This window comes from Coriobacteriaceae bacterium (assembly GCA_025757745.1).
Lineage (GTDB): Bacteria > Actinomycetota > Coriobacteriia > Coriobacteriales > Coriobacteriaceae > Collinsella.
On the sequence record CP107217.1, the window covers coordinates 64305 to 82548 of the forward strand.

At 60.5% G+C, this 18244-nt stretch carries 16 protein-coding genes and 5 tRNA genes; 16 read left to right on the forward strand and 5 right to left on the reverse strand.

From position 1 onward, the window contains the following. The first annotated feature begins 16 nt into the window (after window positions 1-16). The 9 genes from gyrB to typA all read left to right on the forward strand — a co-directional run bounded on the left by gyrB (window position 17) and on the right by typA (window position 8887). Window positions 17-2047: a DNA topoisomerase (ATP-hydrolyzing) subunit B gene (gene gyrB / locus OGM60_00275; protein ID UYI99266.1), complete on the forward strand. Its 2031-nt coding sequence runs from the start codon at window positions 17-19 to the stop codon at window positions 2045-2047. 272 nt (window positions 2048-2319) lie between these two features. Further along, complete coding sequence (gyrA, locus tag OGM60_00280) at window positions 2320-4800, forward strand: DNA gyrase subunit A (GenBank protein UYJ00133.1); 2481 nt, start codon at window positions 2320-2322, stop codon at window positions 4798-4800. A gap of 300 nt (window positions 4801-5100) precedes the next feature. Next, a tRNA-Ile gene (locus OGM60_00285) sits at window positions 5101-5177 on the forward strand. A gap of 67 nt (window positions 5178-5244) precedes the next feature. Beyond that, a tRNA-Ala gene (locus tag OGM60_00290) sits at window positions 5245-5320 on the forward strand. Window positions 5321-5324: 4 nt separating this feature from the next. Continuing rightward, a tRNA-Ile gene (locus OGM60_00295) sits at window positions 5325-5401 on the forward strand. A 159-nt stretch (window positions 5402-5560) separates the two neighbouring features. Continuing rightward, window positions 5561-6061, forward strand: coding sequence for a bifunctional nuclease family protein (locus OGM60_00300; GenBank protein ID UYI99267.1), 501 nt, complete (start codon window positions 5561-5563; stop codon window positions 6059-6061). Continuing rightward, window positions 6062-6451, forward strand: a complete 390-nt coding sequence (locus OGM60_00305; GenBank protein ID UYI99268.1) for a hypothetical protein — start codon at window positions 6062-6064, stop codon at window positions 6449-6451. It begins immediately after the preceding gene. Window positions 6452-6481: 30 nt separating this feature from the next. Further along, window positions 6482-6931 (forward strand): hypothetical protein, encoded by a 450-nt coding sequence (locus OGM60_00310; protein UYI99269.1) that lies wholly within the window; start codon window positions 6482-6484, stop codon window positions 6929-6931. 117 nt (window positions 6932-7048) lie between these two features. Beyond that, window positions 7049-8887 carry a translational GTPase TypA gene (typA, locus tag OGM60_00315; protein UYI99270.1) on the forward strand — a complete coding sequence of 613 codons (1839 nt, stop codon included), beginning with the start codon at window positions 7049-7051 and terminating at the stop codon, window positions 8885-8887. A gap of 129 nt (window positions 8888-9016) precedes the next feature. On the opposite strand, the gene OGM60_00320 is transcribed toward typA, so the two are convergent. The 5 genes from OGM60_00320 to OGM60_00340 form a co-directional block, all read right to left on the reverse strand. Then, entirely contained in the window at window positions 9017-10162 is a 1146-nt protein-coding gene (locus OGM60_00320; protein UYI99271.1) for a polymer-forming cytoskeletal protein, read from the reverse strand. Window positions 10163-10268: 106 nt separating this feature from the next. Then, complete coding sequence (locus tag OGM60_00325; GenBank protein UYI99272.1) at window positions 10269-10958, reverse strand: TRIC cation channel family protein; 690 nt, start codon at window positions 10956-10958, stop codon at window positions 10269-10271. A gap of 428 nt (window positions 10959-11386) precedes the next feature. Continuing rightward, window positions 11387-11477, reverse strand: a tRNA-Ser gene (locus tag OGM60_00330). A gap of 48 nt (window positions 11478-11525) precedes the next feature. Beyond that, window positions 11526-11616 (reverse strand) — tRNA-Ser (locus OGM60_00335). Between the two features lie 63 nt (window positions 11617-11679). Continuing rightward, window positions 11680-11847, reverse strand: coding sequence for a hypothetical protein (locus OGM60_00340; GenBank protein ID UYI99273.1), 168 nt, complete (start codon window positions 11845-11847; stop codon window positions 11680-11682). A gap of 275 nt (window positions 11848-12122) precedes the next feature. Between OGM60_00340 and rpsF the strand changes: the two genes are divergently transcribed. From rpsF to purD, 7 genes are all read left to right on the forward strand, one after another. Then, entirely contained in the window at window positions 12123-12416 is a 294-nt protein-coding gene (rpsF, locus tag OGM60_00345) for a 30S ribosomal protein S6 (GenBank protein ID UYI99274.1), read from the forward strand. 48 nt (window positions 12417-12464) lie between these two features. Continuing rightward, the gene (gene ssb, locus OGM60_00350) at window positions 12465-12917 is read left to right on the forward strand and encodes a single-stranded DNA-binding protein (protein UYI99275.1); all 453 of its coding nucleotides are present in this window, start codon (window positions 12465-12467) and stop codon (window positions 12915-12917) included. A gap of 72 nt (window positions 12918-12989) precedes the next feature. Next, complete coding sequence (gene rpsR / locus OGM60_00355) at window positions 12990-13256, forward strand: 30S ribosomal protein S18 (GenBank protein ID UYI99276.1); 267 nt, start codon at window positions 12990-12992, stop codon at window positions 13254-13256. 15 nt (window positions 13257-13271) lie between these two features. Then, window positions 13272-13811, forward strand: coding sequence for a 50S ribosomal protein L9 (gene rplI / locus OGM60_00360; protein ID UYI99277.1), 540 nt, complete (start codon window positions 13272-13274; stop codon window positions 13809-13811). Window positions 13812-14029: 218 nt separating this feature from the next. Continuing rightward, window positions 14030-15427 carry a replicative DNA helicase gene (dnaB, locus tag OGM60_00365; protein ID UYJ00134.1) on the forward strand — a complete coding sequence of 466 codons (1398 nt, stop codon included), beginning with the start codon at window positions 14030-14032 and terminating at the stop codon, window positions 15425-15427. A 91-nt stretch (window positions 15428-15518) separates the two neighbouring features. Continuing rightward, window positions 15519-16805: an adenylosuccinate synthase gene (locus tag OGM60_00370; protein ID UYI99278.1), complete on the forward strand. Its 1287-nt coding sequence runs from the start codon at window positions 15519-15521 to the stop codon at window positions 16803-16805. A 120-nt stretch (window positions 16806-16925) separates the two neighbouring features. Continuing rightward, a complete protein-coding gene (gene purD, locus OGM60_00375; protein UYI99279.1) occupies window positions 16926-18230 on the forward strand; it encodes a phosphoribosylamine--glycine ligase in 1305 nt (434 codons plus the stop codon). The last annotated feature ends 14 nt before the right edge of the window (window positions 18231-18244 follow it).

Below are 18244 nucleotides of genomic sequence, written 5' to 3' on the forward strand. Positions count from 1 at the left end.
AGCTGAAGGAGGACGTGTGGCAAACGAAAACGATTACGATGGCGGCGAGATTAAGATTCTCGAAGGTCTCGAGGCCGTTCGTAAGCGCCCGGGCATGTATATCGGCTCGACGAGCGCCAGCGGCCTGCATCACCTGGTGTGGGAGATCGTTGACAACTCCGTTGACGAGGCCATGGCCGGTTTCTGCACCGAGATTCACGTGACGGTCCACGCCGACAACTCCATCACGGTCGTCGACAACGGGCGAGGCATCCCCGTCGACGAGCATCCCATCAAAAAGATCCCGACGCTCGAGGTCGTTATGACGATCCTGCACGCCGGCGGTAAGTTCGATAACTCGGCCTACAAGGTCTCGGGCGGACTGCACGGCGTGGGCATCTCCGTCGTCAACGCACTGTCCAAGCGCGTGGTCGTGCAGGTGCGCCGTGATGGCAGCGTCTACGAGATGGAGTTCTCGCGCGGCAAGACCGTCAAGAAGATGGAGGTCGTGGGCACCTCGGATTCGACGGGTACCACCGTCAGCTTCTGGCCCGACGACGAGATTTTCGAGACCTGTGTCTACGATTTCGATACGCTGCACAACCGTCTGCAGGAGACGGCGTTCCTCAATAAGAATCTAAAGATTGTGCTGACCGACGAGCGCGAGGCGACTCCCCACGTGGAGGAGTTCTGCTACGAGGGCGGCATCATCGACTTCGTCAAGTTCCTCAACGACGGCAAAGACGTTCCCGAGGCCTTCAAGGAGCCCATCTATATCGAGGGCAAGTCGGATCCGGATGCGCCCGTGACCAAGATGGGCGAGGTCGAGGTGTCCCTGCAGTGGAATGCCGGCTACGGCGAGAACGTCATGTCGTTTGCCAACGACATCTACACCCCCGAGGGCGGCATGCATCTCGAGGGTTTCCGCACCGCTCTCACCCGCGTGATCAACGATTACGCTCGCAAGCAGAACCTACTCAAAGAGAAGGAGGCCAACCTGAGCGGCGACGACGTGCGCGAGGGGCTTTCGGCCGTCATCTCGGTCAAGCTGCCCGACCCGCAGTTTGAGGGCCAAACCAAGGCCAAGCTCGGCAGCTCCTACATGCGCGCGCTCACGCTCAAGATCGTGACCGATGGGCTGACCGATTATCTGGAGGAGCATCCCAAACCCGCCCGCGAGATCGTCAAGAAGGCCCAGCAGGCATGCAAGGCCCGCAACGCCGCCCGCAAGGCGCGCGAGGCGACCCGCCGCAAGAGCCTGCTCGAGACGGCGTCGCTGCCCGGCAAGCTCGCCGACTGCTCGGTACGCGATGCCGAGCTGACCGAGCTCTTTATCGTAGAGGGCGACTCGGCAGGCGGTTCGGCCAAGGACGGCCGTCGCCGAGACATCCAGGCGATTCTGCCCCTGCGCGGCAAGATTTTGAACGTCGAGCGCGTGGGTGACCACCGCGCGTTCTCGAGCGACACCATCCAATCCCTGATCACCGCGATCGGCTGCGGCGTCACGACGAGCGCCGGCGACGGTGGCGACTTCGATATCAGCAAGGCGCGCTACCACAAGATCATCATCATGACCGATGCAGACGTTGACGGTGCGCATATCCGCATCCTGCTGCTGACGTTCTTCTACAAGTACATGCGCCCGCTGATCGATGCCGGCTATGTCTATGTTGCCTGCCCGCCCATCTTTGGCATTAAGGTACGCAACAAGATCCATTACGTGTATCCCAACGGCCGCCAGCCCGAAGACGAGATTCTGCGCGACACCATTCAGAGCCTGGGCCTGAACCCCGACGACAACGACGAGGACGGCAAGGCCAAGGACGGCAAGATCACCAAGAAGCGCAAGGGCTATACCGTTCAGCGCTACAAGGGCCTGGGCGAGATGGACCCCAAGCAGCTTGCCTCGACGACGATGGACCCCAAGACCCGTATCCTGCAGCGCGTGTCGATCGAGGACGCCGTGGTGGCGGACCGCGCCGTGCGCGAGCTCATGGGTTCCGAGGTCGGCTATCGCCGCGAGTACATTGAAAAGCATGCGCATGATGCTCGGTTCCTTGACGCTTAAGAGGAGGTAACGTGGCAGACGATATCAACAACAACGAGGGTGTGGACGAGGCCGGCGACGCCGGCATGCCCGATGATCTGAAGCGCCTGCTCGCCCGCGCTGAGCAGGGCGAGGACGGCGATCCGAATTCCTATAACCCCGACGCCGAGGATGAAGAGGATGAGGATGACGACGCCGAGCTCGAGGAGAGCTTCGGTGCGGTCGACCGCGGCGCCTCGGCCGGCGAGGATATCAACGGCGGTCAGCTCCAGATTTCGGAGTTCGGCCGCGAGATGAAGCAGTCGTTCATCGAGTACTCGATGTCGGTCATCACGGCGCGCGCCCTGCCGGACGTGCGCGACGGCCTAAAGCCGGTGCACCGCCGCATCCTGTACGCCATGAACGAGAGCGGCATCTACCCCAACCGCCCGCATAAGAAGTCGGCCTGGACGGTCGGCGAAGTTATCGGCAAGTACCATCCGCACGGTGACTCCGCGGTTTACGAGGCCATGGTTCGTCTGGCGCAGTGGTTCTCCATGCGCACACCGCTCATCGATGGCCACGGCAACTTCGGCAACATCGATGGCGACGGCGCGGCGGCCATGCGTTATACCGAGAGCCGCCTGGCAAAGCCTGCCATGGAGCTGCTGCGCGACCTGCAAAAGGATACCGTCGACTGGCAGCCCAACTACGACGAGTCGCTCGCCGAGCCCGTGGCGCTGCCCGCGCGCTTTCCCAACCTGCTGGTCAACGGCAGCCAGGGCATCGCCGTCGGCATGGCCACCAATATCGCCCCGCATAACCTCACCGAGGCGATCGAGGCCACCTGCTACCTGATCGACAATCCCGACGCCACCGTCGACGAGCTTATGCAGATCATGCCCGGTCCGGACTTCCCCACCGGTGCCATCATCATGGGCAGCGCCGGCATTAGGCAGAGCTACGAGACCGGTCGCGGCTCCATTACCGTGCGAGCCAAGGCCCACGTGGAATCCACCAAGACCGGCCGCAGCCGCCTGGTCTTTACCGAGATCCCTTACATGGTCAACAAGGGCACCCTGCAGGAGAAGATCGCCCAGCTCGTGAACGACAAGCGCATCGAGGGCATCTCGGACATGCGCGACGAGTCCAACCAAAAGGGCATCCGTCTGGTCATCGAGCTCAAGAAGGGCGTCATTCCGCAGGTCGTGCTCAACAACCTGTATAAGTACACCTCGCTACAGACGACCTTTGGCGCCAACAACCTGGCGCTCGTCAACGGCGTTCCCAAATGCCTGAGCCTGCGCGAGATGCTGCAGCACTACATCGACCACCAGGTTGACGTCGTCACCCGCCGCACCCGCTTTGACCTTAAGAAGGCCCAGGCGCGCGCCCATATCCTCGAGGGCTATCTGATGGCTCTCGACCATATCGACGAGGTCATCAGCATTATCCGTTCCTCGCAGACCGACTCCGAGGCAAGCGGCCGCCTGATCGAGCGCTTTGGCTTTACGCCCGAGCAGACCACGGCCATCCTCGAGATGAAGCTGCGCCGCCTGACTGGCCTGGAGCGCGACAAGATCCAGGAAGAGCTGGACGGTCTGCGCCGCGCCATCGCCTACTACGAGGACCTGCTGGCGCATGAGGAGAAGATCCTGGGCGTCATCAAGGAGGAGATGCGCGAGATTTCGAAAAAATTCGGCGACAAACGCCGCACCGAGATCAGCCATGTCGAAAAGGATCTGGATGTCGAGGACCTCATCGCCGACGAGGACATGGTCGTGACCATCACCCACACCGGCTACGTGAAGCGCATCCCGGTGGCTGCCTACCGCGCCCAGAAGCGCGGCGGCAAGGGCGTGTCGGGCGTCAACCTTAAAGAGGACGACGTTATCGACGAGATGTTTATCGCATCCACGCACGAGTACGTGCTGTTCTTCTCGAGCAAGGGCAAGGTCTACCGCCTGAAGGTGCACGAGCTGCCGGTGGGTACGCGCCAGGCGCGCGGCACCGCGATCGTCAACCTGCTGCCCTTTGAGGAAGGCGAGAAGATCGCGAGCGTCATCAGCTGTCGCGAGTTCCCCGCCGACGAGTACCTGATGTTTGCCACCAAGAGCGGCATGGTCAAGAAGACCGTGATGAGCGCTTACGACCGCAGCCGCCGTGATGGCCTGATCGCCATCAACCTGAGGGACGACGACGCGCTGCTCGCCGTGCGCCGTGTGCGCGAGGGCGACAAGATCATCCTGGCCACTACTGCAGGCAAGGCGATCATGTTCCCCGGGGACCAGGTTCGCGCCACGGGACGCGACACCAGCGGCGTTCGCGGTATTAGCATGAAGGACGGCGTGAGCGTTTTGGGTATGGAGGTTACCAACGGCAACGGCGACCTGTTTGTCATCACCGAGCGCGGCTACGGCAAGCGCACGCCGGTCGCGGACTATCCGGAGCAGAACCGCGGCGGTCAGGGCGTCTACACCATCCAGATGACCGAGCGTAAGGGAAACCTCGCGGCCATGAAGACGGTGGGTCCGCAGCACGAGCTGTTCATCGTGACGGAAGGCGCGACGGTCATTCGCGTCAAGACCGATGAGATTAGCCAGACCGGCCGAGCCACCCAGGGCGTCAAGATGATGACCGTCGACGACAACGACCGCGTATGCGCCGTAGCCCGCATGACAGCCGCCAAGGAGAAGCCCGAAGGCGAAGCCACAGAAGATGGCTCTGCCCCCGAAGAAACCCCAGTCGATCTAGGCGATGGCAACGACATGCCAGAAGATCTCCTTGACGAGTAAGAGGCCCTAGCTGGTAGAAAATATCAGACCCCATATATCGGCGGTCGGCGCACTGCGCGCCGACCGCTTTTTTGAAAACCTCGGGACTCGCGTTCGCCCCGGCCGCACGGCGGCATGTGAAGTCGATCGCGAGTTCCGCACGAGCCAGAGAGCACTTAATGTGCTCTCTGCGCGAGTTAGGACTGTCCGAGCAGGCGACTTCACATGCCGCCGTGCGGCCGGGGCGAACACCCTCCAAAGATTTTCAAAAAAGTTGTTGACGCGCGCGTAACGACTCGTCTAATATATCCCTTGCGCGATGGACCTGTAGCTCAGTTGGTTAGAGCGTCCGGCTGATAACCGGGAGGTCACAAGTTCGAATCTTGTCAGGTCCACCACTTTCTTTCGCAATAAACACCCCAGCGAGAGCCGAGTCGCCGCTGGGGTGTTTATTACTGTCTCCGTGGGGGTTTAGCTCAGCTGGGAGAGCGCGGGCTTTGCAAGCCTGAGGTCAGGGGTTCGATCCCCCTAACCTCCACCATGATGGACCTGTAGCTCAGTTGGTTAGAGCGTCCGGCTGATAACCGGGAGGTCACAAGTTCGAATCTTGTCAGGTCCACCATCAAAACTGTGAAGAGCCTCGAGGCATGGCCTCGGGGCTTTTTTCTTGTGTGTGATAAAACTCATTTTGGTTTTGTGTGCTGTGCGAAAGATTGGGTAGTATAGCTATTCAATGCGGCGAAGGCGCCGCGTGTTAACCGCTACGTACCGGAGGTGTTCCATGGTTCGTGTCGACATAGAGACCATCGTCATGGCCGCCGGTCCCGTGCCATCGCTTATCGTACTTCGCGAGCGCTGCAGCAAATCGGACTCCCCTGCGCCGCTGCGCTCCCTTTCTATCCAAACTGGTTCCTTTGAGGCTGCGGCTATTAGCCGTGGTATCGACAGCGGTCGTGCCGAGCGCCCGATTGCCCATGACCTGCTGCTCGATACGCTTGATGCCCTGGATGCAAAACTCGAGCGCATCGAGATTGTCCGTGCCGAGCCTCCCGTGTTCTACGCGACGGTCGTCGTTTTGGCCGACAGCAACGAGCATAGGATCGATGCGCGTCCGAGCGATGCCATCGCCCTCGCCGTGCGCAGCAATGCTCCCATGTTTGTTGAGGACGACATCATGAACCGCCTGGGGACCGTCTCTCCGGTTGCCGAGGAAGTCGATGATGAGCAGGAATTTGAGAAGTTCGACGAGTTCGTCCATACGCTCTCGCCCGATGATTTTTAAATGACGAGTAGCCATGAGACGGAGTATGCACTGATGGGTCGCGGCGTTTCAGCCGAAGCCGCCGCCATTGCCCGCGAGGCCCAGATGCGCTCGGAGGCATCCGAGGCCGCACGCATCGCCTATGTGACGCAGGCCCGTACGCTTCGCGAGCGCCGTGCCTCCTTTATCAAGATGGTTGCCGTCTCCGCACTTGTCGCGGCAATCTCCTCGCGCCTTCGTGGTACAGTTGGTGCGCTTGGGTTTTCGATTTCGATGGGCTTGGTCATCTGGGGCGTGGTCGATGCCGTGATGCTGACCAACCAGATCAAGGTACTCGATAAGCGCGCCGCCGATATGATGCGCGCCCGCGACGCCGCCGCCGAGATCGCTGCCGAGGCACAAGAGATGTAACGACGCCGGACTCGATGGGAAGGTCTAAAAATGGCACAGGATATGCAGGACGCCGGAAACGTCTCCGCCGAGCTCGACGCCATGGTGTGCGACCTCATCGGGGCATTTTTAGACGACCTGGCCGCTGGTGAGAACCCCGGTGTTGTCGTTGCGATCGAAGACGCCGCGTCCAACCGCTATCTGGCGGCACTCGACGAGGACGGCGAGGAGGCATGCCTCGAGGCTGCCACCAACTTTATCTCCGAGCACAAGATGGGCCTTAAGGACGAGGGCCTGGGTCGCATCGCCCGTTACGCCATCGGCTACACCGGTTGTGTCGAAATTGATGGCGGCTACCATGACGCCCTGCTTGTGAGTTTCTTTGAGACGACGCTCGAGAGCGGCTTTTCGGCATATGTACTGTACGAAGGTGTGGGCGCCGGCGATGGTTTTATGTGGAGCGACCCTGAACCTGCAGGCGAGGAAACCCCTCTTATCTAAAATCGCTAAAATAAACGAGTTTTCGGTAAAAGGCTCAAAATTCCCGCCGAGCGTTGTGTTACTGGGCGGGTCGCATACGCGTGCCGGTTGTATATAGATAGAAGATAGGGGAACTACATGCGCGTAGACAATCTGAGGAACATCGCCATCATCGCTCACGTCGACCACGGCAAGACGACGATGGTCGACAAGCTCCTGCGTGCCACGGACGCCTTCCGTGCCAACCAGCAGGTCGAGGACCGCGTCCTGGATTCTAACGACCAGGAGCGCGAGCGCGGCATTACGATTCTCGCCAAGAACATCTCTATCGAGTACAAGGACGTTAAGATCAACGTCATCGACACCCCGGGCCACGCTGACTTTGGCGGCGAGGTCGAGCGCGTGCTGCGTATGGCCGACGGCGCCCTGCTGCTGGTCGATGCCTTTGAGGGCCCCATGCCCCAGACCCGCTTCGTGCTGCGTCACGCCATCGACACCGGCCTCAAGATCATGATCGTCATCAACAAGATCGACCGTCCGGGCGCCAACCCCGAGAAGGCCTACAACGACTGCCTGGACCTGATGGCCGACCTGGGCGCCACCGACGACCAGCTTGAGTTTGCCATGGAGCACGTGGTCTACGCCAGCGCCATGAATGGCTTTGCCCGCCTTGACCCCAACGACGGCAACATGGACATGTATCCGCTGCTCGATATGATCATCGACGACATGCCCGCGCCCGAGGTTGACGAGAACGCCCCGCTGGCCATGCAGTGTGTGACCATCGACCACTCCAACTTCGTTGGCCGCATCGGTATCGGTCGCGTGTACTCCGGCACCATTCACCAGGGCGATCAGATCCTGGTCGTCAAGAACGACGGTTCCAGCGCTACCGCTACCGTCAAGCAGCTCTTTACTTTCGACTACCTGGGTCGCACCGAGTGCCAGGAAGTCGGCGCCGGTGATATCGCCGCCGTCGTGGGCATCGACCGCACCGATATCGGCGATGTCTACACCGATCCCGAGAACCCCGTTGAGCTCGAACCCATCGAGATCGACCCGCCGACCCTGTCCATCGTCTTTGAGGCTTCGACCTCCCCGCTCGTCGGCCGCGACGGCGACATCGTGGGTGCCCGTCAGCTCAAGGAGCGCCTGTTCAACGAGGCCGAGAACAACGTGACCATGAAGATCGAGGAGCTCGAGGACAAGAGCGGCGTCGAGGTCTCGGGCCGCGGCATTCTGCACCTGTCCGTCCTGATGGAGTCCATGCGTCGCGAGGGCTTTGAGTTCCAGGTCGGCCGTCCCCGCGTTCTGTTTAAGAAGGACGAGAACGGCAATAAGATGGAGCCCGTCGAGCAGGCCGTCGTCGAGTGCCCGGACGAGTATTCGGGCAAGGTCGTTGAGGTCTTCGGCACCTCCGGCGGCATCATGACGAGCATGGATACCTCGGGTATCGTGACGCACCTCGAGTTTAAGATCCCGACCCGCGGCATCATGGGTCTTAAGAACCGCATCATGAACGTCACTCACGGCGAGGGCGTGTTCTACCACACCTTCCTGGAGTACGGCCCCTATGCCGGCGAGATCGGCAACCGCCAGAACGGCGCCATGATCTCCATGACCACCGAGAAAGCCGTTGCCTACGCTCTGGGCACGCTGCAGGAGCGCGGCCAGCTGTTTGTTGAGCCGGGTACCGAATGCTACGAGGGCATGATCGTGGGCGAGCGCAGCAAGGCCGGCGACATGGTCGTCAACATCGCCCGTACCAAGAACCTGGGCAACCAGCGTTCCTCGACCTCCGATATCTCCGTCCAGCTGGTGCCGCCCCGCACCTTCTCGCTGGAGGAGGCGCTGGAGTACATCGCCGACGACGAGCTGGTGGAGATCACTCCCAAGAACATCCGCCTGCGCAAGCGTCTGCTCAATGCTACCGACCGCAAGAAGGCCGCAGTCCGCGCCGGTCAGGTCAACAAATAAGCGCCGAGCTTTATAGCGACTAACAAGAAAGGGCGCCGACCATCGCGGTCGGTGCCCTTTTTGGTGCACAGGGATTGAGTTGGTCTGCACCACCGCAAAGGTGTCTGTCCCCTTTGTGGCGGTTGACGGCTAGGCGGAAGGAAGGCCCGGAGTATTGGCGGCCTGCTGCGGCTTGAGGCGGGCGTTGCGCCAGATGATCTGGATGACGTAGCCGAGCGTAAAGACGAAGGCTACGCCGCTGACAAAGCTGCCCATAAGGGGAAGTGCCGTGAGTGCGCCCGCGGCGATACCGCCCACGGCGGCCATGGCGTAGCGGTTCTGGCTGTGTCCGATCATGCGTGCGATCGCGGTGCCCGTAAACGCCGCCGAGACCAGAGCGATACCGATCACGGCGCACATGAGAGCTCCGGCGAGTGACAGACCTGCAATCGAGATGATGAGCAACAGGACGGCGGGAACGGCGGCCACCGTGCCCAAAAGACCGCTCACCCACAGAGGGGTAGGTCGTTGACGAAGCATGCCGGCGGCGCTGGCGGTCGCGCGCGGAAAGACGAGCTCGAGGAGGATCGCGACAAAGCAGGTGGAAAGCGCCGCGGCGACGATGCCGCCGATGGTGTCGTTAATCGTTGAGGTGTTCTCGTTCTCGGTACGGTCGATCTTGAGGGCTCCGACCTGAGCGCCCTCGGCCCGCTCGGGGTCCTCGGAAACATGCGCGCTCACGGTGCCGGTGATGCGGGCGTTTTTGCCCAAGACGAGCTTGTCGGCCCAAACCTCGACATCGCCCTCGACGGTGCCGTCGATGGTCACCGTATCGCCTGCAAGTGCTGCCGACTTGGTGGAGCCTCGCAGGGCAACAGTATCGCCCATCGCGTAAAAACAGTTGGCGGTGCTACCGGTGTTGAGCACGACGTGCTGACCGGCTACCGTCACGCTGCCATCGATTGCGGTTTTGGAGATATCGATGGTGCGCGCCGCCAGGCGAATGGCGCCGCCTACGGTGCAGTCGCGAATCGATAGGCTGTCGCCTGCCGCGATAATATCGCGGCCGATGGAGGCATCGTCCAGGTTAAGGCTTTGGCCAGCCCAGTACAGGTCGCCCGCGACGCCAGACGGATTTGAGTCAGCTTCGGTTGCGAGTACGTTGCCCGCGGTGTCTGTGCCGGCGAACGACGCCGTGGGAAGTACGGTCAGCGCAAGCGCAATCAGTACGAATAGGAGGGCGATGCGGGCCTGCGCTTTGTGGCGCTTGGTCGACGGTTCTAGGTTGCAAGGCATAGTGAATCCTTCGTTAGATACTCGGCGTATATCTAACAGGGTACCCAACGTGCGAGCGCTCTAAAAGAACCTCTCGGTTGCATTTCGAAAGGTCGTGCCGTGCTATCTACTTTTTGCGATGTAAAAAGTGCGCGATGTCTTCTTCGGTGGGGCTTTTGATGTCAAAGCGCAGCGAGAGCCAGCGCAGACCCATGGTCACGATAACGCATACGACCAGCGCGGCGACATTGCTGACCAAGCCACTCATGACGAGGCTTACATAGCTTGCCGATCCGGCGATGGCCGCGATGGCATAAAAGTTGGTGCGTTGGAAAATGCCCGGAACCACGCCCATAAAGCCGTCGCGCAGCATGCCGCCGCCCACCGCGGTGAAAAAGCCCATCATGATGCAAACGACGGGTGCAAATCCGTAGACCAGTGCCTTGTCTGCGCCGGTTGCCGCATAGATGCCGACCGAGATGATGTCGAGCAGGGGGATGAGTTTGTCGGGCTTATCGACGATTGCCGGGAAGATGTAAATGATGGCCGCCGTGGCGATGGAGAGCGGCAGCGCCATTGGCTGGTTGAGGATGTAGACGTTGCCGACCTGGAGTGTCATGTCGCGCAAAAGACCGCCGCCCAGACCGCAGACTACCGCGAGTGCGACCGCGCCCACCAGGTCGAGCTTGTGTTCGCGCGCAACCAGCACACCCGAGATCGATGCAGCGACAACGGCGAACATCTCGAGCCAAAATGGGATAGCGACCATGGCATCCGAGGCATGTGAGGTAACGGTTGTGGCGGCGACGACGGGCAAGATGGGGTCCTTTGAGTTGCGGGTTTGGACAATGCCCGTACATAGTACATGTTCGGCGCCTATTGCGACCCTATTGCTCGGCAAACGGTCGGGACTGGGTACGGTCATAGGGCCCAAGCATGTACATCACCCTCCAAAGATGTCGAAAAATATCGTTTTTGGGGGGTGATGTACGTGTTTGGGGATCTGGGTTGATGCTGAATGCGATGGGGGCGTGGCTGAATAGGAGGGATGTCTAAATTTTGAGCGGAGCTCAAAATTTATTCGGTTGGCTTGCGCCGACCGCGCTGCGCTAAAAACGCGCCACCGGCGCGTTTTCTTTACGCTTTGCGCCCTGGCGGGTTCGAACCCCTCCTTCTTCGCCGTATTTGCTTGTTAGGGACTCAAAACAAAAAAGCCCCCATTCCCGGGAGCTTTCTCAACCAAAATGGCGGAGGAGGAGGGATTCGAACCCTCGTGACCTTATACAGGCCAAACGGTTTTCGAGACCGCCGCATTCAACCACTCTGCCACCCCTCCGCGTGGGGTAAAAACAAAGCAGGCACTAAGGCCTGCTTTGGAATTAACTGGCGGAGAGTCAGGGATTTGAACCCTGGAGACGCTTTTGACGCCTACACGATTTCCAATCGTGCTCCTTCGGCCACTCGGACAACTCTCCGTTAAATGCGAAAGTCAGTATACACGAGGAATCGAAAAGTGCAAACAGAAAACTTGGCATTTTTTAAAGCGCTCGCTCCGCACCCGTATCCGGCATGTGCCAGATGAGTACTAAAAAAGCATCCTGACCAGCCAGATCCCGCTCGATGATCTGTTCAAAATAGGTATTCATGAATGACGTGGCAGCGAATTTAAAAATTTTGAGGCAATCGATTGAACCGGTGGTATGCATTTCGTGACCACAACCCTGCAATCGGCGACCTGCGGTTTGACTCAGGTTGTCCTCGCCGCAGCGTATCTTGCTATCGAATTCGTCAAGCTCTTGGTCAGCATTTGGTTGGAATACGCATGAAGAGCCGTGTAAGCATGGGTATATGTGGAGGTCATGAGGTTGTAGCTGCATATTCTTGCAGCCTGGGAGGTTGAAAGATATTATTACCAAGTCTTTTCCTGCTTCAGGCGCACCTTCACGACCTGAAGCCACATTTGCCCAGAGGAGGTGACAATATGAAGGCTTATGAACTGCTGTTCTTTGTTGACCCGTCGCTCGACCCCGAGACTCGTCTCGCTGTTATGAAGCGTATCGATACCACGATCGCTGAGGGCGCTGGCAAGGTCGACTCCGTTGACGAGTGGGGCAAGCGCAAGCTCGCCTACGAGATCAACGACCTCACCGATGGTGACTACACCCTCATCAACTTCCACGCAGATCCTACCCAGATCGCCGAGCTTGATCGCGTCCTGCGCATCACCGACGCTGTGGTCCGCCACATGATCGTCCGTCGCGACGACCAGGAGTAAGACTGTCGTTTTGGACTGGGCTTGTGCCCCAAGAGGAAGTAGTGAGTTATGAGCATCAATCGAGTGAACATCACCGGTAACCTCACCCGCGATCCCGAGCTGCGCGCCACCGCCGGCGGAACCCAGGTTCTGTCCTTTGGCGTCGCCGTGAACGATCGTCGCCGCAACGCGCAGACTGGCGAGTGGGAGGACTATCCCAACTTTGTCGACTGCACTATGTTCGGCACCCGCGCCGAGGCCGTGAGCCGTTTCCTGGCAAAGGGAAACAAGGTCGCGATCGAGGGCAAGCTGCGCTACAGCTCTTGGGAGCGCGACGGTCAGCGCAGGAGCAAGCTTGAGGTCATCGTCGATGAGATCGAGTTTATGAGCTCCCGTGGTGGCCAGGGTGGCTACGATCAGGGCGGTTACGCCCCCGCAGCTCCCGCGCCCGCAGCGCGTCCTGCCGCACCGGTGGCTACGCCGCCCGCGGTCGACGTCTACGATGAGGACATCCCGTTCTAAGGGTTGTTCACCTATTTTTGAGTGAGAGGCGGCTTCGGCTCGCCGAAGTTGCCAAACGAAAGGTATTTTGACATGGCTAATGATTATTCTGCACGTCAGCCGCGTCGTAAGTACTGCCAGTTCTGCAAGGAGAACACTGAGTTCATCGACTATAAGGACACTCAGCTTCTCCGTAAGTACATGACCGACCGTGGCAAGATCAAGCCCCGTCGCGTCACTGGCGCTTGCACGCAGCATCAGCATGACATCGCCAACGCCATCAAGCGCGCCCGCGAGATGGCTCTCCTGCCGTACACCGTCCCCGTGGTTTCCTCTCGTGGCAACCGCGACCGCGGCTAAGAAGGGAGACGCATCATGAAGGTTATTCTTCTCGATGAGATCAAGGGCAAGGGCGGCGAGGGTGACGTCGTAGAGGTCGCTCAGGGTTACGCTGAGAACTTCCTGTTCCCCAAGAAGCTCGCTGTTGCCGCCACCAAGGGCAACCTCAAGCAGCTTGACGAGCGTCGCAACAACATCGCCAAGCGCGAGGCCGTCCGTCTGGCTACCGCCAACGAGACCAAGGCTGCCTTCGAGGGCAAGCAGGTCACCGTTGACGTCAAGGTTGGCGACGAGGGCATCCTCTTTGGCTCCGTTACCGCCGCTATGATCGCTGACGCCATCAAGGATCAGCTCGGTATGGACATCGACCGCAAGCGCGTCGAGCTCGGTAAGCCCATCAAGGTTGCCGGTGCCCACACCGTCGCTATCTCGCTGTACCGCGAGATCAAGGCCGAGGTTGTCGTTCTCGTCGGCGTTACCGCCGAGGAGCTCGCTGCCGAGGCTGAGGTTGAGGAGACCGCTGAGGTCGCCGAGACCGAGACCGCCGAGGTCGAGACCGAGGCTGCTGCCGAGTAGCATTTGCTGCAACGCAACAATCTTGTTCTAAGAAGGGCGCTCTGGGAGACCAGGGCGTCCTTTTATTTTTTGCGCTGGGTGAGTGTCGTGGCAGTCATTGAGATGCGGTCCCGTGTATGGGACCGTTCATCCGTTTGGTTCGGTGATGATTGCCAAGGCGCGGCTCGATTTATAGCCGCGGCTGATACTATGGATGCTCGCAAGCGATATGAATGAGGATGCTCATGGCATATGACGATAGGGAGACGGGGCTGACGGTCGAGGACCGTGGCTCCAAGCTGGGTCTCCCCCAAAACCAAGATGCAGAGGCCAACGTACTGGCTGCTATGCTGCTATCGCCTGAGGTGGTCGAAGAGGCCCAGGTCGAGCTGCAGCCCGATGACTTCTACCGGCCTATTCATAAGACCATCTATACCGCGATGGTCGATATGTACAACAGCCGCATCCCCATCGACTCCATCTCGCTGATCGATTACCTGCGAAGCATCAACAAGCTCGATGCCGTGGGCGGCGAGGCATACATTTTGGAGCTGATGGGTCAGACCCTGTCGCTCGTTAACTGGCAGCACCATGCCGCCATCGTTCGTCGCGACTCGATGCTGCGCGAGCTGATTGGCGCCACCAACGAGATCAACGCGCTGGCCTACAACGCCCCCACCGACACCAAAGAGGTCGTGGAGCTGGCCGAGAGCAAGCTGCTCAAGGTCACGGCGCGTGAGGTTAAGTCGAGCTACAAGACGCTGACCGAGTTTATGGTCGAGGCCTATAACGAGGCCGAGGAAGTGTGCAAGGCCGGCGGTCAGGCTGCAGGCGTGCCCACGGGCTTCCCGTCGCTCGACCGTATGCTCATGGGCTTCCGCGAGGGCCAGCTCATCATTATCGGCGCCCGTCCCGCCGTGGGTAAGACGTCGTTCGCCCTGAACTTGGCGCTCAATGCCGCCGCAGCGGGCTATACCGTCGGCTTCTTCTCGCTGGAGATGTCGGGCAAGGAAATTGCCCAGCGTCTGATTTGCGCCTATGCCATGATCTCGATCAGCGACTTCCGTACGGGCCGCATTAGTCCCGAGCAGTGGGCCAACATCAATGAGGCCACGCAGACGCTGTCCAAGCTCGATATTCTGATTGACGATACGCCCGGCACCACGGTGACCGAGATTCGCGCCAAGAGCCGCCGCATGCTCCATAACAAGGAGAAGGCCATCATCATCCTGGACTATTTGCAGCTGGTGAGTCCCCCGCCGGGACGTCGTTCCGAGAGCCGCACCGTCGAGGTCTCCGAGATGTCGCGTGGTCTGAAGATTATGGCCAAGGAGCTCAAGATTCCGCTGATCGCGTTGTCGCAGCTGTCGCGTCAGGTTGAATCCCGTACCGGCAAGCGCCCGCAGCTGTCCGACCTGCGTGAATCGGGCTCCATCGAGCAGGATGCCGATATCGTCATGTTCTTGGACCGATCCGCCGACGAGGCCGAGGCCTCGCGCGACGACCGACCCGACGAGGGCGTTACGCGTATCGTCGTGGCCAAGAACCGTTCGGGCCCGATTGGCGACGTCGACCTGATGTTCCTGCCGGCATCCACCAAGTTCTATGAGCTTGATGGGGCGCATACCGAGGAGTAGGACAGGCGCCCGTTGCACGGGTATACTGGGAATGTTTTGTGCTTCTGCGCACTTGCGGTGTGCGGACAGTCCATGAATGTGAGGAGTAAACATGCCGTCAACCGTTTTGGTCGGTGCCCAGTGGGGCGATGAGGGCAAGGGTAAGATCTGCGACCTGGTCGCCGGCGACTTTGATGCCGTCGTGCGCTATTCGGGCGGCAACAACGCCGGCCACACCATCGTCGTCAACGGCAAGAAGTACGGCCTGCACCAGGTGCCCTCCGGCATCATGTATTCCGACCACGTGTCGGTGATCGGTAACGGCTGCGTCGTCAACCCCAAGGTCGTCCTTGAGGAGATCGACATGTTCGAGGCCGACGGCATCACCACCAAGAATCTCAAGATCAGCGGCAACGCGCATGTCATCATGCCGTACCACATCGATCTGGATGGCGCCTTTGAGCAGAAGCTCGGCAAGAAGAACATCGGTACCACTAAGCGCGGCATCGGTCCGTGCTACCAGGACAAGATGGCCCGTATTGGCCTGCGTATGCAGGACATGCTGGATGAGGCGCTGTTCCGCGATAAGCTGGAGACCGCTCTTGCCCGCGTGAACCCCGAGCTAGAGCTCATCTACAACCTGCCCACCTACACCGTGGATCAGATTTGCGATGAGTACCTGCCCATGGCCGAGCGCCTGCGCCCCTACATCACCGAGACGAGCCTGCTGCTCAACAACATGATCGATGAGGGCAAGGATTTGCTGTTTGAGGGCGCCCAGGCGACGCTGCTCGACATCGATCACGGCACCTATCCGTACGTGACGTCTTCTAACTGCACCGCCGGCGGCGCCATTACCGGTTCCGGCGTCGGCATGAAGAACGTCGACCGCGTGCTGGGCGTCATGAAGGCCTATATCACCCGCGTCGGTTCGGGCCCCATGCCCACCGAGCTTTCCTATGAGTCCGAGGCCGGCCACACGCTGACCGAGGAGGGCTACGAGTACGGCGTGACCACCGGTCGCCGTCGTCGCTGCGGCTGGTTTGACGGCCCTATCGCCAACTATGCCTCACGCGTCAACGGCCTCACCGACATCGCTGTGACCAAGCTCGACGTGCTTTCGGCCTTCGACACCATTAAGGTGTGCGTTGCCTATGACGTCGACGGCGAGCGCTACACGAGCGTGCCCGAGCACCAGGTGCGTTTTGAGCATGCCAAGCCCGTCTACGAGGAGCTCCCTGGCTGGAAGTGCGACATCACCGGCTGCCGCAGCTTTGATGAGCTGCCGCAGGAGGCTCAGGACTACGTGGCGTTTATCGAGGATCTGGCACACACCCGCGTGACGTTCATCGGCGTTGGCGCCGGTCGCGAGCAGATCATCAACCGATTCTGGAAGTAATCGGCGTTATTTGGTTATTGCGATATACCCCTTCGCAGCCCGGATGGGCGGCCGAGGGGTATATTTGCTTGTAATGGGTCCGCTTGGTTGGCGGGCCGGTAATCCATAGAGGAGGCACCCTTGAAGGCGGACACTCAAACCATCGACATCCTGTTGTTGGGCAGCGGCGGCCGCGAGCATGCTCTGGCAGCCAAGCTCGCAGCATCACCGCGCGCCGGCAAGCTCTACATCGCGCCGGGTAACGGCGGCACCGCGAGCTGCGGCGAGAATGTGGTTCTCGACGATTGCGATCCTGCGGCCGTGGCGGCGTTTGCCCAGAGCCATGGATGCGGACTCGTGGTGATTGGCCCCGAGGCTCCGCTCGTGGCAGGCGTTGCCGACGCCGTTCGCGCGGCGGGTATCCCGTGCTTTGGCCCGGGTGCCGAGGGTGCCCAGATGGAGGGCTCCAAGCTGTTCTCCAAGCAGCTCATGGAGCGTGCGAACATTCCGACGGCCGCCTATGGCTCGTTTACCGATGAGGCCTCGGCTCTCGCCTACGTGCGCGAGCAGGGCGCTCCGCTGGTCGTGAAGGCTGACGGCCTTGCCGCCGGCAAGGGCGTTATTGTGGCAACCGAGCTTTCGCAGGCCGAAGAGGCTGTGCGGGAGTGCTTTGGCGGCACCTTTGGGGATGCCGGCAACACGGTGGTTATCGAGGAGATGCTCGTTGGCCCCGAGTGCTCGCTGCTGGCCTTTACCGACGGCAAGACCGTTCGTCCTATGGCTACCTCGCAGGACCACAAGCGCGCGCTCGAGGGCGACAAGGGCCCCAACACGGGCGGCATGGGCGTCTACAGCCCGGTGCCTATCGTGACCGACGAGGAGCACGCCACCATGGTGAAGGTCATGGAGCAGACCGTGGCAGAGCTCGCCGCCGAGGGCATCGACTACCGCGGCTGCCTGTACGGCGGCTTTATGCTTACCCCCGCCGGTCCCAAGGTGCTGGAGTTCAATGCCCGCTTTGGCGATCCCGAGACGCAGGTCGTGCTGCCGCGTCTTAAGAACGACCTGGTCGAGGTCATGCTTGCCTGTGCCAACTGCGAGCTCGATCAGGTTGAGCTCGATTGGCGTGACGAGTGGGCCGTGGCCGTTGTCCTGACGAGTGCGGGCTATCCCGGCAGCTATGAGAAGGGCAAGGTCATCACCGGCATCGAGGATGCCGAGGCCATGGAGAATGTGACGGTGTACCACGCCGGCACCGCTGTGGTGGATGGCAAGCTCGTGACCAACGGCGGTCGCGTACTCGCCGTGACCGCGCTGGGCGACACGTTCGAGAACGCTCGCGACCTTGCCTACGAGGCCTGCGAGAAGATTGATTTTGAGGGCAAGACCCTGCGCCACGACATTGGCCTGCGTGCGCTGCGCGGCCGCGACGCCTGGGATGCCTAAAATCCGAGAGGAAT

Bases quoted from the DNA above. Each gene is read 5' to 3' on its own strand.
- ssb (UYI99275.1), top strand. From the start codon at position 12,465: ATGAGCATCAATCGAGTGAACATCACCGGTAACCTCACCCGCGATCCC.
- rplI (UYI99277.1), top strand. From the start codon at position 13,272: ATGAAGGTTATTCTTCTCGATGAGATCAAGGGCAAGGGCGGCGAGGGT.
- rpsF (UYI99274.1), top strand. From the start codon at position 12,123: ATGAAGGCTTATGAACTGCTGTTCTTTGTTGACCCGTCGCTCGACCCC.
- OGM60_00320 (UYI99271.1), bottom strand. From the start codon at position 10,162: ATGCCTTGCAACCTAGAACCGTCGACCAAGCGCCACAAAGCGCAGGCC.
- rpsR (UYI99276.1), top strand. From the start codon at position 12,990: ATGGCTAATGATTATTCTGCACGTCAGCCGCGTCGTAAGTACTGCCAG.
- dnaB (UYJ00134.1), top strand. From the start codon at position 14,030: ATGCTCATGGCATATGACGATAGGGAGACGGGGCTGACGGTCGAGGAC.
- OGM60_00305 (UYI99268.1), top strand. From the start codon at position 6,062: ATGACGAGTAGCCATGAGACGGAGTATGCACTGATGGGTCGCGGCGTT.
- OGM60_00310 (UYI99269.1), top strand. From the start codon at position 6,482: ATGGCACAGGATATGCAGGACGCCGGAAACGTCTCCGCCGAGCTCGAC.
- OGM60_00340 (UYI99273.1), bottom strand. From the start codon at position 11,847: ATGCATACCACCGGTTCAATCGATTGCCTCAAAATTTTTAAATTCGCT.
- OGM60_00300 (UYI99267.1), top strand. From the start codon at position 5,561: ATGGTTCGTGTCGACATAGAGACCATCGTCATGGCCGCCGGTCCCGTG.
- OGM60_00370 (UYI99278.1), top strand. From the start codon at position 15,519: ATGCCGTCAACCGTTTTGGTCGGTGCCCAGTGGGGCGATGAGGGCAAG.
- gyrA (UYJ00133.1), top strand. From the start codon at position 2,320: ATGAAGCAGTCGTTCATCGAGTACTCGATGTCGGTCATCACGGCGCGC.
- typA (UYI99270.1), top strand. From the start codon at position 7,049: ATGCGCGTAGACAATCTGAGGAACATCGCCATCATCGCTCACGTCGAC.